This window comes from Pantoea sp. B623 (assembly GCF_024814475.1).
Lineage (GTDB): Bacteria > Pseudomonadota > Gammaproteobacteria > Enterobacterales > Enterobacteriaceae > Pantoea > Pantoea ananatis.
Genome location: NZ_JANUXM010000004.1, coordinates 2958703 through 2973387, shown reverse-complemented (window position 1 = coordinate 2973387; position 14685 = coordinate 2958703). Strand labels below are relative to the sequence as shown.

Here is a 14685-nt window from a genome sequence, read left to right as displayed (position 1 = left end):
TCCTTTCTCCCGCTACTGTGGCAATATCTGACTGCCAGCAAGCCGTAATGAAGCAAACAATGACTGCCATTCGCTGTCTGCCCGATAAAATACCGGCGGCTGCCCCATCGGCGCGGCGACAGTGATATCCCCGCCGTTTAACGTTTCTCCGGTCCACATGTTGACCCAGCGGTCTTCAGGCAGATAGAGCGACCAGTCGCGGCGGCCCTCTTCATAAACCGGTGCCACCAGCAGGTCACGCCCCAGCAGATATTGGTATTTGAGCGTGTAGGTGCGGGCATCCGCTTCATAGTGCAAAAACAAAGGGCGCATAACGGGTAAGCCCGAGTGGGCATTCTGCGCGACAGCCTGCTTGATATAAGGTTTTAAGGTGGTGAAGATCGTGGACATGCGGGCAAAGTGGGCAATGGTTTCTTCATCGCTGTCAAACTGCCAGTTATCGCCAGGACGGTTCCCTTCATGGGTGCGCATCATCGGGGTAAAGGCATTGAAGTCACACCAGCGAAGCAGCAGTTCTTTACTGCGTTTCATGCCGTACAGCGTGGTGTAGCCACCGATGTCGCTGTGATGCAAACCGTGGCCGCTCATCGCCAGTGACAGCGCGGCGGGCACCACCGAGGCCAGGCCATCGTCCAGGCTCCAGTCAACATTTTGATCCCCGGCCCACATCATCACCGAGTATTTCTGACTGCCGGTGTAACCCGCACGCATAAAGAACAGCACGTCACCGAGTTTGCCGGTTTCTTCCAGCGCCTCGTAGTTACACTTCGCCCACAGCGCGGGCCAGGCATTGTGCATGATTTCGGCGCTGACGCCGTTGTGCAGATACGTGTCCGTTGGCAGGTACTCCCCAAAATCCGCCATCCAGCCGCGACAGCCCAGGGCAATCAGATTGTCTTTGATGACGCCTTTGAACCAGTGGTAAGCCTCCGGATTCGTGAGATCGACGACGCCCGCATAAAACTCACCAAATTCGACGTGGTAATCGTCCCCAGCCGCATTTTTGGTCAGATACCCTTTCCGGGCAGCCTCTTCGCACAGGTTACGGTCGCTGGCGACGTAAGGGTTGATATAAGACAGGAACTGTACGCCTTCCGCTTTCCACTGCTGAATGCGCGCGTCCAGTTGGGGATAAAGCTCGCTGTCCCACTGCCAGTTCCACATCACGCGTTTGCCGAAGGAGGTCATCCGGATGCCGGACCAGTCCTGCGCCCAGATGCCATTCACTTTCACGCCCGCCTGACGCATTTTGTTCAGCTTCTGCTGGCAGACCTCGGTGCCGCCCTGGATCCCCAGCGTGACGCCATCGTAAACCCAGTCCGGTAATACCGGCTGACGCCCCAACAGGGCACTCATTTTTTCCAGCAGGGCGATGTAGGTATCGGCACATTCAAAACGTAACGTGGCGTTATTTTCCCAGAAAGCCAGTTCATGATAATCCGCTGCGCTGAAGTCAAAATTCATGTAGCCGCTGTTATCCACATGGCAGTAATACTTCTGGCTGCTGACAAAGGTCGGCTGTGGGAAAAAGGTCCAGTAGTAATCTCCGCCGGCATTCTCTGCACAGTCAGCCTGCCAGGTGACCACGCTTTTCTTATTGCGCCCGACGCCCTGTTCGCTGGTCCAGAGTGGAAAAGGTTTCCCGCGCAAATCAAAACAGGAAAACTGCTCGCCACAGCCGTAGATATGATCGTCGTCCAAGGCTGACAGCCTCAGCCAGATACGGTTAAGCCTGTCGCTGTCGTTTGTCAGCGTAAGCAACAGGCGGCCGTTTTCATCTGTGCCGATGATCAGCGTGGCGCTAAATACCTCTCCGCGTGAGAAGCGCACCGTCCAGCCGGTGTCCTGCGCGGTCACAACGGCCGAGGTTAACGCCAGTTTTTCATTCAACCGGTCTTTAATACTGAAATTGCCGCGAAACATGTCGATATCGGCGTTGCCATTGCCTATCCACAGACAGGGTTTTTCCTCGCTGTGGCTAAGAATCTGTCGGTTTTGATAAGTCAGTGAAAAGCCGTTACCGGCGGCAGTCAGCTTTACGCCTGCCGTCTCAGGATGTTGTAAATGCATTCTGACCTCTGCGTTGTAGGATAAAAAAATAAGGTTTAGCGTGATTCGTGCTGGTCACAGCCAATCGTGAACGTCATGAGATGGCGCGCCTGTGGCGCAAGAAAAATCACATCAATGCCAGAATTGAACGCGTCAGGTGGACAACTCATCGGCTCGGCTGCCAATCCCGTGCGGCCAAGTTTTTCGCCGCTGTAAATTTGCAACCAGGGTTGATCGCTGCGTAAAAAAACCGAAAGTGCCTGCTGTGGACAAGTTAATCTCACCTCCCATTCGCGTCCGGCTGCGCGGGTGTTAACACTGCAGTCGATCTGCGTCGACGCCAACCGACGCGGGGTAAGAAAATCCCCTTCTGCAATCGCGGCCGGTAGCGTCAGCAGGCAGTGATCCACCAGGGTCATGTTGCAGGTCAGATAAGGATGCGAACCGACACCGTAGGGCGCGGGTTGATCGCCTACGTTCTGGCTGCTGATACTGACCTGCAGGCCCTGTGCGGCATCAAGCCGGTAAGTCACTGCCGATAGCAACGCAAACGGATAGCCGTAACTGGGCGGCAGGAAAACCGTTAAGGTCGCCTCGCTGTCGGTGTGTTTGGCGATCTGCCAGTCACGCCAGGCCAATAAGCCGTGAATGGCGGTAACGCCTTCGTGGTCATTGATGGGTAGCTGAAGCAGCTTGCCGTTATGTTTCCAGGTTCCTTTCGAGACGCGATTCGGCCAGGGAATCAGGACTTTGCCCATATGCGCCAGCGGCATTGCCTCCGGAGGATGTGGGAGCACCAGATGGCGGCCCGCGTGCGTCAGCTCAGCCAGGCCAGCGCCTACGGTGACGATTTTTGCCTGATATTCTCCAGCGTGAAGAACAAGGGTTTGTCCGCTGCTGTGCATAGCTGGTACTCCCGTTAGTCTGTTTTTCAGGGGTTATTTCGCATTACAGTCCAGTAATCCTGCCGCTACGGCGGGTGCCAGCCCCGGTGCCAGAGGAAGGCGCGGGATCACCAGGCAATGCAGCAGGTGATAGATATCCTGTTTGCCGTCCCACACTTTGGTGGTCACCTTGTTTTCGCAATCCAGCTCTTGCCACCATGAGCCATTCTCGAAATCCATCATGTAAGTGATGCAGTAATCCCACCATTTCTGGTACCAGGCTTCGTATTGCGCCTCGCCAGTGACCGCATACAGGGCGTAAGCCGTGCCCATTGCCTCAACCACGGGCCAGCGCACTCTTTCACTCACTACGGGCTTGCCATCCCAGTCCACGGTGTAAACAAACCCGTCTGCGCCATCGGGCGCCCAGGCATCGCGGATAGTGGCGTGGAATAAGCCTTTCGCATCTTCAATAAGCCAGGCCGGCGGCGTTTCGAAGCGCGCTTCCAGCGCAGCATGCAGATGCAGCATCAGACGTCCCCATTCAATCCAGTGTCCGGGCGTGCCGCCATAAGCCCGGAAGCGGTGAGCGGGATTCTCTTTGTTGTAATCGCGTAATGGGTTCCAGTCAGTGTCGAAGTGTTCATTGACGCGGTACTCACCGTTGCGCGCGACGTCGTGAATAATCACCGAGGTGACACGCAGCGCGCGATCCAGCCATTTCTTGTCGTGCGTGACGTCATAGACAATCAGGAAGGCTTCAACGGCGTGCATATTGGCATTGCCGCCGCGGTAGTCTTCTGTCTTGCTAAAGGCTTCATCCCAGGACTCCAGGCACATCTGTTCGTCTTCACTCCAGAAGTAGCGATCGATCACGTCGATCGCGTCATCCAGCAGCTGGCGGGCGGCAGGATGCCCCGTAGTGACCGCACTGGCCGCGCCCAGCAACACGAAAAAGTGCTGATAACCCTGTTTGGACGCATCAACGACGCCTTCATCGTTTACGCAGGCATACCAGCCGCCGTACTGTTTATCGCGCAGCGCACCATTCAGGGCGTTAATGCCGTGATCGACCAGTTGATAAGCTCCCGGCCGTCCCATCGAGGCCGCAACGGCATAGACATGCAGCATGCGTGCGGTAATCCACAGGTGCGTGCCCATCTCGGGTTTTACCTGCCCGGTATTCCCCAGCCAGCCAAATCCGGTGGCGACCGCTGCGTTTTTACCAAAGTCGAGAATCCTGTCCGTTTCCTGTTCGAGCCAGCGGTTATGACTCAGCGTGTTAAACCATTTCATTTGCGTTGCCCTCTTAGCGTTTAGCCATCATTTCATCTACGATCTCACCCAGCCGTTGCAGCCTGGGGACGGAGACATCCCGCAACATCAGGTCGGTATCCGGTAAGCCAATGACGGAAGACCAGACGGCTCGCCCGGCCAGGAAGCCCGATGCGCCCGCCTGCATCGCCACCCGCACGGCGCGCGGGAATAATTTTTCATCAATGCCGGACGAGAGAATGACCCACGGCATCGCGATCCGATCGTTGAGCTTTTGCGCGGCCGCCAGCAGATCCGACTGTGTACCTTTGCCGTACAGGGGCATTTCCACCTTGTAGAGATCCGCGCCGCTGTTGCCCAATTCTGTGGCCGCGTCCAGGATCGCCTGCTCGCGATCAAAGCGATCGCCGCGGCGCGGTGGCCTGACTACCGGTTCGATAATGCTGAGCAGGCCATGGCGGTGGCAGCGGGTGTTGAAGGCCTTAACCATGTCGAGACGTTGCTGCGGATCTTCATCGCTGCGCCACAGCACCAGCAGCTTCAGCGCCTTCGCGCCGTCACGCTTCATCGCCACCGGATCGACGTTGTTATCGATCGCCACGCTGTCCACCGGAATACCATTGCCCGGAATGAATTCATCCGCCGCGACGATAAGGCCGCAGCCGGGGGCAACCGCTTGCCGTTCGACGATGTGCGGGAAACAAAACTGTTGATCAATCAGGATCGCCGAGGCATAGGGCGATAACACGCTGGCGGCATTGACTTTAAACTCGGTCAGCACGCGATCGCTGACGGGTAGTGACGCGCCAGCGGCCGCGAACATCAAACGCATGGCCTCACGCTGATCGACTGCGAGCATGGCGAAACCACCTGAAGGTCGGGTGATGTCTTTAAGGGTGTAATGAGTCATGCTTCTTTCCTCTGAATTAAGCGTCACACTGTGTGGGGAGAAATGAGGCCCGCGCTGGCGCGAACATGTTCAAGGATGGCGGTCCAGTCCTCGCGTCCGCGTCCGGCAGCGCGGGCCTGGTTGTAAACTTCACGTGAGGCAGCCCCGAGCGGCATCGGTACATGCAGCTGGTTGGCAACATCCAGCGCAATCCCCAGGTCCTTATGCGCCAGATCGATCATGAAGGCCGGTGAGCGATCCCCTTTCAGTACCTTGTCAGGCCAGGTCGTGGTGAAATGCCCTTTGCCCGCAGGCGTGCCGTTCATCACCTGCAACGCCACGTCAAACGACAGCCCCAGACCTTCACACAGCACCGCCGCTTCCGCCGAGAGGGCATTCAGGGCGATGCTCATGTAGTTGTTGATCAGCTTGACGCGAATCCCCATACCAGGGCCGCCTGCCACGACCAGCTCATTGCCCATCGCCATAAGCACGGGTTTTGCTCGTGCAACCTGTTGCGGCGTGCCGCCTGCCAGCAGCAGCAGTGAACCGGCTATCGCATGGTCTGACGTGCGGCCGACGGGCACGTCCATCATGCTGAAGCCGCGAGCGGCCATCTCACCGATCAGCCGATCGGTTTGCAGCGGATGGATCGTGGACATATCAATCACCAGCGCAGTGGATGCCAGCGTGGTACACACACCTTTGTCGCCAAGCAGTGCGGAACGCACTAACTCGCCGTTGGGCAGCATGGTGATAACAAACTCGGCCCCGGTTGCCGCCTCCGCAGCTGAAACGCTCGCCCGGGCGCCCTTATCAACCAGACGCGCGACGGCCTGAGGATCCACATCAAAGACGTTGAGCTGATGGCCCTGCTTCAGCAGATTGCTCGCCATCGGCCCGCCCATTTGTCCCAATCCAATAAACGCAATTACCGACATACCGCTCTCCCAACCCCGTTATTGTCATATTTTGTCACTACAGACGACTTTTACTGTCTGTTTTAGATCATATTTGTAATTTATGGTCAAAAAATTGACAGGTGTCACTTTTAAAACATTTGATGAAATTAAAATGACAACACCAACAAAATGTGAGGAAGCGTTATGACGCGTATTGCTTGTGTAGGGGTCACCGTATTAGATCGCATTTGGTATCTGGATACCTTGCCGTCTCAGAGCGGAAAATATGTGGCAAACAACTATCGGGAAGTCGGCGGTGGTCCGGCTGCTACAGCGGCCGTTGCCGCAGCTAAACTGGGTGCAGAGGTGGATTTTATTGGTCGGGTTGGTGACGATGACACAGGGAAGAGACTGCTGTCTGAGTTAAATGAGTACGGCGTAAAGACCCGATATACTAAGGTTTTCGAGGCCGCCCGCTCTTCACAATCCGCGATTCTAGTGGATGCCGAGGGGGAACGGATGATTGCCAACTACCCTAGCCCGGACTTAGCAGAATGCGCAGACTGGCTAACAGAGATCGACTTCTCACAATGGGATTCGGTGCTGGCAGATGTTCGCTGGCACCAGGGTGCCAAGTGCGCGTTTACCCTGGCCCGCCAACAGGGCGTTCCCACCATTCTGGATGGGGATGTGACCCCGCAGGACATTGGGGAGCTGGTGGCGTTAAGCGATCATGCGGCATTTTCAGCGCCGGGTTTACAGCGCTTAACCGGGCTGGAGGGGGAAACGGCGGCGTTAAAAAAAGCACAAATGCTCACAAATGGTCATGTCTATGTTACCCAGGGCGCTCAGGGCTGCGTCTGGCTGGACGCCGGCACGCTCCAGCATCAGCCCGCCTTTGAGGTACAGGTCGTCGATACCACCGGCGCGGGCGACGTCTTCCACGGGGGGCTGGCCGTGAAACTGGCGCAGAAGGGCTCTGTCACAGAGGCCGTGCGCTTTGCCAGTGCGGTCGCGGCGCTAAAATGTACGCGACCGGGCGGGCGAGACGGGATCCCTGATTATGATCAAACCTGTTCTTTTATGTCGGTAAATGTATAAACTGTGTGCCATGGTGGTATTCAGAGAACAATCCATGATCCTCACGGACGTAACCGGTAATCCTCGCCACGATCGTTTGCTCAGGCTGATCGCTGAACGTGGCTACATGAATATTGATGAACTCGCCTTGCTGCTCGACGTTTCCACACAAACGGTCAGGCGCGATATTCGTAAACTCAGCGATCAGGGATTAATCACGCGTCATCATGGTGGTGCGGGCCGTGCTTCCAGCGTAGTGAATACCGCTTTTGAACAGCGCGAAGTCTCACAGACCGAAGAAAAACGTGCGATTGCGGAAGCCATTGCGGACTATATTCCCGATGGATCAACGGTATTTATCACTATTGGCACTACGGTTGAACACGTCGCCCGGGCGCTGGCAAACCATAAACATCTGCGCATTATTACCAACAGCCTTCGTGTCGCCCATATTCTGTATAAATGCCCACAGTTTGAAGTGATGGTGCCCGGCGGCACGCTGCGCGCCCACAACGGTGGCATTATTGGCCCGGTCACGTCCGCGTTTGTGGCCAGTTTTCGGGCAGATTATCTGGTTACCAGCATGGGCGCCATTGAGAGCGATGGGGCGCTACTGGAATTTGATGTTAACGAGGCCGCCGTGGCGCAAACCATGATGGCGCATGCGCGTCATATTTTGTTAGCGGCAGACCACACCAAGTTTCAGGCATCGGCAGCGGTAGAAATGGGCAGCGTTACCCAGGCGACCGCCCTGTTTACAGATCGGTTGCCGGCAACGGCGTTGCAGAACGTGCTTAAAGCGCATCAGGTGGAAATCATTCAGGCGACGCCAGGCGACGATGAAGAGCCCTGAGCAATTAACCCCGGCAAGCCGGGGTTATCGGTAAAATTAGCGGAACTTCTTGTGGTTTTCGTTACGGATAGCCGCCAGCTTTTGCGCTTCTGCTTTGGCTTCATCCAGTTTACCCTGCTTAGCCAGCGCATCCGCTTTATCAATCTGGGCGATCAGGTCATCCATACCTTTGTGAAAGTCTTTCATTTCCGGGCTGTCCGGGGCTTTGCCTTCCAGCTTGTCCGGCGTGCCTTTTTTGGCATCCTCTGCTTTAGCACGCAAATCACTTAACATCTTGTGCAACTGGTCGGCGCTTTTCGCCCCGTCCAGTGACTTATAGATACCCGACATATCTTTCATATCGTGCTCAAGAGAGGCAGCACCGGCGGTCACGCTCACGGATAACACGGCTACAGCTAACAACGACATAAGCTCTTTACGCATGCTCAGCTTCCTTTTTATTGTGGGAATGCTTTTTATAAAAAAACGGAGGGTCGATGCCCTCCGCTTGCTATCGCATAAACAACTTAAAAGAGATTTTACTGTCCGGCAATATACATTTCGGGGAGTAAGACCGAACCGCACTGAATATTACTACGCGTTTCAATGTCATCGCCCACGGTGACAATGTTCCGCCACATGTCGCCTAAGTTACCGGCGATAGTAATTTCGCTTACCGGATACTGGATTTCACCGTTTTCTACCCAGAAACCGGCTGCGCCACGTGAGTAGTCGCCCGTGATCGCACTGACGCCCTGCCCCATCAGTTCTGTCACCACCAGGCCGGTGCCCATCTGCTTCAGCATAGCGTCGAAGCTGTGCCCCTGACCGGCGATGCGCCAGTTGTGGATACCGCCCGCGTGGCCGGTGCTGGTCAGGCCCAGCTTGCGCGCCGAATAGCTGGTCATCAGCCAGGTTTGCAGCACGCCATCTTTGATAATGTCGCGAGCCAGGGTGCGAACGCCTTCGCTGTCAAACGGCGTTGACGCTAAACCTTTCAACAGGTGCGGCTGCTCCTGAATGGTCAGCCACTCAGGCAGAATCTGTTTGCCCATGGCATCCAGCAAGAAGGTGGATTTCCGATACACGCTGCTACCGCTGATGGCGCCCACCAGGTGACCGAACAGACCCGTTGCCACTTCGGGGGCAAAGATCACCGGCGCTTTCATGGTGTCGAGCTTGCGTGGCGCAAGACGCGACAGCGTACGGCGCGCGCATTCTGCGCCGACCCAGTCCGGGCTTTTTAAATCGTCGATTGCCCGGCCGATGGTGTAAGCATAGTCACGCTCCATATTGCCGTCCTGCTCAGCAATTACGCAGCTGGAAAGCGAATGGCGGCTGGAGCAGTAGCTCTGTAACATGCCGTGGCTGTTACCGAAGACTTTAATCCCGATGTGGCTGTTAAAGCTGCCGCCTTCGGTGTTGGTGATGCGTTTGTCCGCCTGCAGCGCCGCCTGTTCTGCCTGGGCCGCCAGTTTGATGGCGTGATCGGCATCGATCTCCCACGGATGGTAAAGATCGAGATCCGGAGCCTCATAAGCCAGTAATTCTGCATCCGCCGGTCCGGCAAAAGGATCGGGTGACGTATAGCGTGCAATATCGATCGCCGCCTGCACAGTCCGTTTGATCGCATCCGGGCTGAGATCGGTCGATGAAGCACTGCCTTTACGGTTTTGATGATAAACGGTAATACCCAGTGCGCCGTCGCTGTTGAACTCAACGTTTTCTACCTCGCCGTAGCGGGTACTCACACCAATACCGGTCGTCTTGCTCACCGCGACTTCCGCGCCATCCGTACTTGCTTTTGCCAGTTCAAGCGCCTGCGCAATTGCCTGTTCCAGTGCTGTTCGCTGTTCTGCAACTTGAGTTGATACGTTCATCGACCTGCCGTCTAATCTTATGGTTGAATAATTTGAGTCTATCAGAGTCAGAGAACAATTTCGCAGTCACCCGATAAACTGGTAGGATTAGCCTCTTTTTTTTGGAGCCAGATATGACTAAGCAGCCTGATGAGTGGCTCGACAATGTACCCGATAATCACGAAGAAGAAGATGAAGAGATTATTTGGGTTAGTAAGAGCGAAATAAAACGTGATGCTGAAGAGCTGAAACGCCTGGGTGCCGAGCTGGTCGATCTGGGTAAAAACTCTCTGGATAAAATTCCGCTGGACGAGCGTTTACGTAACGAGATTGAACTGGCACAGCGCATCAAGAAAGAAGGTCGCCGCCGTCAGTTACAGCTTATCGGTAAACTGTTGCGCAGTATGGATGTTGAGCCGATCCGCATCGCACTCGACAAACTCAAGAACCGTCACAACCAGCAGGTCGCCCTGTTCCATAAACTGGAAATGCTGCGCGATCGTCTGATTGATGAGGGTGATGAGGCGATGGCGGACGTGATCGCCCTTTATCCGCAGGCCGATCGCCAGCAGCTGCGTAGCATGATCCGTAATGCGCAGAAGGAAAAAGCCGGTAACAAACCGCCAAAATCTGCCCGTCAGATTTTTCAGTATCTGCGTGAGTTAGCCGAAACCGTCTGACCTTTCCGCTGATTTGCGGCTGAGCAGCGCCCAGCCGCAGGGTTTTCTTCTCCCGTCTGAGGGAGAGGAACGGGTCCGCTAGTGATCAGCGCGCCAGACGATCCAGCAGCTTCTGATGAATCCCACCAAAGCCCCCGTTACTCATGACCAGGATGGAATCGCCCGGCTGGGCCGTTTTCGCGATCGTCTCTACCAGCGTATCGATATCCGCGCTGCAGTGAGCGGGCTGCATGCAGGCTTCTGCGACGTCAGCGACCTGCCACGGAATATGGCTCGGCTGGAACAGGAACACTTCGTCTGCGCGCGCCAGCGACGGTGCCAGCTCATTTTTATTCACGCCCATTTTCATGGTGTTTGAACGCGGCTCCAGCACCGCCAGAATGCGCGCGGTGCCGCCCACTTTACTGCGCAGTGCGCTCAGCGTGGCCAGAATCGCCGTCGGATGGTGGGCAAAATCATCATAGATCTTGATGCCGTTGACCTCACCGCGCAGCTCAAGACGGCGACGGGCATTAATAAAGCTGTCCAGCGCCTGGCTTGCGTCCTCAGGTTTTACGCCGACATGGCGCGCTGCCGCAATCGCCATCAGGCCATTGTGAATGTTGTGCTCGCCTACCAGTCCCCAGTTCACCTCGCCCACTTTTTCACCCGCCAGCAGCACTTCCCAGCGGGAGGCATCCGGCGTCAGCTTCTTCGCCTGCCAGTGACCGCCGTCGCCCACATGCTCCTGTTCGCTCCAGCAGCCCATTGCCATCACCTGCTTCAGGTTATGATCGTGCTCTGGCAGCAGGATCTTGCCCTGACCCGGCACAATGCGTACCAGATGATGAAACTGTTTCTGGATGGCCCGCAGATCGTCAAAAATATCGGCATGATCGAATTCAAGATTATTCAGAATCAGCGTACGTGGGCAGTAATGGACGAATTTCGAGCGCTTGTCGAAAAACGCGCAGTCGTATTCATCAGCCTCAATGACAAAGAATGGGCTTTTTCCTAATTTTGCAGAAACATCGAAGTTACCGGGTACGCCACCAATAATAAAGCCAGGTTCAAGGCCGCAGGCTTCCAGAATCCACGCTGCCATGCCTGCTGTGGTGGTTTTACCGTGCGTGCCCGCCACGGCCAGCACCCAGCGATCGCGCAGCACAAAATCGTGCAGCCATTGGGGGCCAGAGAGGTAAGGAATGTTGCGTTCCAGTACCGCTTCCACGCAGGGGTTACCGCGCGTCATGGCGTTGCCAATAATGACCAGGTCCGGTACGGGCTCAAGCTGGCTCGCATCGTAACCCTCTGTTAATTCAATGCCTTGCTGCTCAAGCAACGTGCTCATCGGTGGATAGACATTGGCGTCAGAGCCTGTCACCTGATGACCAAGGGAGCGGGCCAGCATAGCCAGTCCGCCCATAAAAGTGCCACATATCCCGAGGATGTGAATGCGCATAACGAGGTCCATAACTCAAAAGTTCGGCGCACAGTGTAACCTCGCTTGCACACGGAAGAAACGGATTAGGACTATGGTTTTTAAAGTTCAATCGGCTAAACTGCGTACGCATCCACGGGCAGTTAAGTATGCCGCTGCCACTCCATCGATGATTCAGGGAATGTGTTATGAAAACGTTGGGCGAATTTATCGTCGAGAAGCAACACGACTTTCCGCACGCCACAGGTGAACTGACGGCACTTATCTCAGCCATTAAGCTGGGTGCTAAAATTATTCACCGTGATATCAACAAAGCCGGCTTGGTCGATATTCTTGGTGCCAGCGGCGTTGAGAATGTTCAGGGTGAACAGCAGATGAAACTGGATCTGTTCGCCAACGAAAAACTCAAAGCCGCACTGAAAGCACGCGGCATTGTTGCCGGTATCGCTTCTGAAGAAGAAGATGAGTTTGTTATCTTTGAAGGCGAGGAAAACGGAAAATACGTCGTATTGATGGACCCGCTCGACGGTTCGTCGAACATCGATGTTAACGTCTCCGTCGGCACCATTTTCTCCATCTATCGCCGCGTCAGCGAGCCGGGTACGCCAGTTGTCGAAGCCGACTTCATGCAGCCAGGCAACAAACAGGTTGCCGCCGGTTACGTCGTTTATGGCTCATCCACCATGATGGTGTACACCACCGGCTGTGGCGTCCATGCGTTTACCTATGATCCCTCTCTGGGCGTGTTCTGCCTCAGCCATGAACGCATGACCTATCCGGAAGTGGGTTACACCTATTCCATTAACGAAGGTAACTACATTCGTTTCCCACAGGGCGTGAAAAAGTACCTGAAATTCTGTCAGGAAGAGGATGTGGCGACGCACCGTCCTTACACATCACGCTATATCGGCTCTCTGGTCGCGGATTTTCACCGTAACCTGCTGAAGGGCGGTATTTATCTTTATCCCAGCACCGCCAGCCATCCAAAAGGCAAGCTGCGCCTGCTGTATGAGTGCAACCCAATGGCTTTCCTAGCGGAGCAGGCCGGCGGTAAAGCCAGCGACGGTCAGAACCGTATCCTGGATATTCCCCCGGTCACGCTGCACCAACGCTGTCCGTTCTACTGCGGTAACACCGCCATGGTTGACGACGTAGAGCGTTTCCTGGCTGAATTCCCCGAGTGCCGTCAGGGCTAAACATTAAGGGCGCGCGTGACGCGCCCTTTTTGCGTTACGACTGCTGCAGCCTGAACTGCGCCATCGCCGCCTGGAGCTGCTCGGATTGCGACTCCAGTGAATGGGTCGCCGCCGTTGCCTGTTCTACCAGCGCCGCGTTCTGCTGCGCCGCTTCATCCATCTGCGTGACCGCGTGATTCACCTGATCGATTCCCCGGCTCTGCTCTTCTGACGCCATGGAAATCTCTTTCATCAGGGCCGTAACCCGCATAACTTCAGCGGCAATCTCATCCATTGTTTCACCCGCACGCGTCGCCATTTCACTGCCCTCTTTGACGCGCGTTTGTGAATCACCGATCAGCGTACGGATCTCTTTCGCCGCACTGGCACTGCGCTGTGCCAGCGTACGAACCTCGTTGGCGACCACGGCAAATCCGCGCCCCTGCTCTCCGGCACGTGCCGCTTCCACCGCCGCGTTCAGTGCCAGGATATTGGTCTGGAAAGCAATGCCGTCAATGACGCTCAGGATATCGCCGATACGGTTAGCGCTGTCGGTGATTTCATGCATTTTTTCCATAACATAATTCACCACCTCTGCGCCGCGATCGGCACTGTCAGACACGGCGTTAGCCAGCTGATGGGCCTGCTGGGCATTGCTGGCGTTAAGACGGACCGTTGCAGTTAGCTGCTCCATGCTGGCCGCCGTTTGCTCCAGCGATGCCGCTGACTCTTCGGTACGTTGGGAAAGATGGACATTGCCGGCGGCCAGTTCACGGCTACCGATGTCAATTTTCAGGCCGGCTTCGCGCACCTGATTAACCGATTCGCGCAACGCATGCTGCATGCCCGCCAGCGCATTGTTCAGGCGCCCCAGCTCATTATTGCCCGCCAGCGGCAACGTCTGGGACAAATCGCCCGCCGCAATCTGCTCAAGATGGATGATCGCGTTGTTTAGCGGAATCAGCAGCATGCGGCGCAACAGCACCCAGGCCAGCACCAGCAGCAACAACGAGAGTCCGACGGCCACGGCTATCAGCACTTTCATCATGATTTCATTGCGCTGGGCTTCAACTAATTGCGCCTGGGTAATCTCATCGGCTTTTTTACCGAAGGTTTCTACCGCTTTGCTGTATTTCGCCGAAAGCTGCTCCAGCTTGCCTTCCAGCAGCTGGTAGTATTCATCGTTGTACTGTTTATCCAGCGCCTTCATCATTGGCAGGATGCCCTGATCGAGGTAGTCCTTATAGCTGGATGCGATGGCATCGGCCATAATTTTCCCTTCAGCGGTCACGGTACCGGCATCGACAAATCGCTTAAGATTCTGCTGCGATGCCGCGACATCAGCCTGCGCCGTTTTGGTGACCTGCGCGCCCTCATCCAGTAAACCAATCTCAATTTTACGCACCGCCAGCGCAGCACTGGCCCGTGCGCGCATTAAATCGGCATTACTTTGATACAAGCTGTTTAACTCGATTCCCTGAATGCGGTTGATCACATCCAAAGAACGGTTACCTTTATTAATGGCCACAATGCCCATCACACTCACCGCCAACAGCAGCAGTGTCATGAATGCCAGCAACGCCAGCAACCCCGTGCGTAGTGATAACTGTTTCATCTTGATCGTTTCCGTATGAGTAGTA

Annotated in this window: 13 protein-coding genes; 4 read left to right on the top strand and 9 right to left on the bottom strand. The window is 55.6% G+C overall.

Features of this window, described 5'->3' with window-relative positions:
* Nucleotides 1–12: 12 nt before the first annotated feature.
* Genes NXS97_RS15650 through yihU form a run of 5 tightly spaced genes read right to left on the bottom strand, consistent with a single transcriptional unit; the run spans nt 13 to nt 6038 of the window.
* Nucleotides 13–2070, bottom strand: coding sequence for an alpha-glucosidase (locus NXS97_RS15650; RefSeq protein ID WP_014594702.1), 2058 nt, complete (start codon nt 2068–2070; stop codon nt 13–15).
* 35 nt (nt 2071–2105) lie between these two features.
* Nucleotides 2106–2954: an aldose-1-epimerase gene (locus tag NXS97_RS15645; RefSeq protein WP_015699439.1), complete on the bottom strand. Its 849-nt coding sequence runs from the start codon at nt 2952–2954 to the stop codon at nt 2106–2108.
* A 33-nt stretch (nt 2955–2987) separates the two neighbouring features.
* Nucleotides 2988–4229, bottom strand: a complete 1242-nt coding sequence (gene yihS, locus NXS97_RS15640; RefSeq protein WP_014594704.1) for a sulfoquinovose isomerase — start codon at nt 4227–4229, stop codon at nt 2988–2990.
* A gap of 13 nt (nt 4230–4242) precedes the next feature.
* Entirely contained in the window at nt 4243–5118 is an 876-nt protein-coding gene (gene yihT / locus NXS97_RS15635; RefSeq protein ID WP_015699437.1) for a sulfofructosephosphate aldolase, read from the bottom strand.
* A 23-nt stretch (nt 5119–5141) separates the two neighbouring features.
* Entirely contained in the window at nt 5142–6038 is an 897-nt protein-coding gene (yihU, locus tag NXS97_RS15630) for a sulfolactaldehyde 3-reductase (protein WP_105079154.1), read from the bottom strand.
* Nucleotides 6039–6203: 165 nt separating this feature from the next.
* Here yihU and NXS97_RS15625 point away from each other — a divergent pair, with 165 nt between their 5' ends.
* Nucleotides 6204–7100 (top strand): sugar kinase, encoded by an 897-nt coding sequence (locus tag NXS97_RS15625; protein ID WP_116220079.1) that lies wholly within the window; start codon nt 6204–6206, stop codon nt 7098–7100.
* Between the two features lie 34 nt (nt 7101–7134).
* Nucleotides 7135–7932, top strand: a complete 798-nt coding sequence (locus NXS97_RS15620; protein WP_128391724.1) for a DeoR/GlpR family DNA-binding transcription regulator — start codon at nt 7135–7137, stop codon at nt 7930–7932.
* Nucleotides 7933–7968: 36 nt separating this feature from the next.
* Here NXS97_RS15620 and cybC read toward each other — a convergent pair whose 3' ends face one another.
* Both cybC and pmbA read right to left on the bottom strand, forming a co-directional pair.
* Nucleotides 7969–8355, bottom strand: coding sequence for a cytochrome b562 (cybC, locus tag NXS97_RS15615; protein ID WP_013027369.1), 387 nt, complete (start codon nt 8353–8355; stop codon nt 7969–7971).
* Between the two features lie 95 nt (nt 8356–8450).
* Nucleotides 8451–9791: a metalloprotease PmbA gene (gene pmbA, locus NXS97_RS15610; RefSeq protein WP_116220080.1), complete on the bottom strand. Its 1341-nt coding sequence runs from the start codon at nt 9789–9791 to the stop codon at nt 8451–8453.
* A 113-nt stretch (nt 9792–9904) separates the two neighbouring features.
* Between pmbA and yjgA the strand changes: the two genes are divergently transcribed.
* Nucleotides 9905–10450, top strand: a complete 546-nt coding sequence (gene yjgA / locus NXS97_RS15605; protein WP_028715846.1) for a ribosome biogenesis factor YjgA — start codon at nt 9905–9907, stop codon at nt 10448–10450.
* Nucleotides 10451–10535: 85 nt separating this feature from the next.
* On the opposite strand, the gene mpl is transcribed toward yjgA, so the two are convergent.
* Entirely contained in the window at nt 10536–11891 is a 1356-nt protein-coding gene (gene mpl, locus NXS97_RS15600) for a UDP-N-acetylmuramate:L-alanyl-gamma-D-glutamyl-meso-diaminopimelate ligase (RefSeq protein ID WP_116220081.1), read from the bottom strand.
* A 167-nt stretch (nt 11892–12058) separates the two neighbouring features.
* Between mpl and fbp the strand changes: the two genes are divergently transcribed.
* Nucleotides 12059–13066 (top strand): class 1 fructose-bisphosphatase, encoded by a 1008-nt coding sequence (gene fbp, locus NXS97_RS15595; RefSeq protein WP_006118345.1) that lies wholly within the window; start codon nt 12059–12061, stop codon nt 13064–13066.
* Nucleotides 13067–13100: 34 nt separating this feature from the next.
* On the opposite strand, the gene NXS97_RS15590 is transcribed toward fbp, so the two are convergent.
* Nucleotides 13101–14660, bottom strand: a complete 1560-nt coding sequence (locus NXS97_RS15590; RefSeq protein WP_116220082.1) for a methyl-accepting chemotaxis protein — start codon at nt 14658–14660, stop codon at nt 13101–13103.
* Between the last annotated feature and the right edge of the window lie 25 nt (nt 14661–14685).

Excerpts from the sequence above, each read along its gene's own strand:
- fbp (WP_006118345.1), top strand. The coding sequence starts at position 12,059 with ATGAAAACGTTGGGCGAATTTATCGTCGAGAAGCAACACGACTTTCCG.
- NXS97_RS15645 (WP_015699439.1), bottom strand. The coding sequence starts at position 2,954 with ATGCACAGCAGCGGACAAACCCTTGTTCTTCACGCTGGAGAATATCAG.
- yihU (WP_105079154.1), bottom strand. The coding sequence starts at position 6,038 with ATGTCGGTAATTGCGTTTATTGGATTGGGACAAATGGGCGGGCCGATG.
- NXS97_RS15625 (WP_116220079.1), top strand. The coding sequence starts at position 6,204 with ATGACGCGTATTGCTTGTGTAGGGGTCACCGTATTAGATCGCATTTGG.
- cybC (WP_013027369.1), bottom strand. The coding sequence starts at position 8,355 with ATGCGTAAAGAGCTTATGTCGTTGTTAGCTGTAGCCGTGTTATCCGTG.
- yjgA (WP_028715846.1), top strand. The coding sequence starts at position 9,905 with ATGACTAAGCAGCCTGATGAGTGGCTCGACAATGTACCCGATAATCAC.
- pmbA (WP_116220080.1), bottom strand. The coding sequence starts at position 9,791 with ATGAACGTATCAACTCAAGTTGCAGAACAGCGAACAGCACTGGAACAG.
- yihT (WP_015699437.1), bottom strand. The coding sequence starts at position 5,118 with ATGACTCATTACACCCTTAAAGACATCACCCGACCTTCAGGTGGTTTC.
- NXS97_RS15650 (WP_014594702.1), bottom strand. The coding sequence starts at position 2,070 with ATGCATTTACAACATCCTGAGACGGCAGGCGTAAAGCTGACTGCCGCC.
- NXS97_RS15620 (WP_128391724.1), top strand. The coding sequence starts at position 7,135 with ATGATCCTCACGGACGTAACCGGTAATCCTCGCCACGATCGTTTGCTC.
- mpl (WP_116220081.1), bottom strand. The coding sequence starts at position 11,891 with ATGCGCATTCACATCCTCGGGATATGTGGCACTTTTATGGGCGGACTG.
- yihS (WP_014594704.1), bottom strand. The coding sequence starts at position 4,229 with ATGAAATGGTTTAACACGCTGAGTCATAACCGCTGGCTCGAACAGGAA.
- NXS97_RS15590 (WP_116220082.1), bottom strand. The coding sequence starts at position 14,660 with ATGAAACAGTTATCACTACGCACGGGGTTGCTGGCGTTGCTGGCATTC.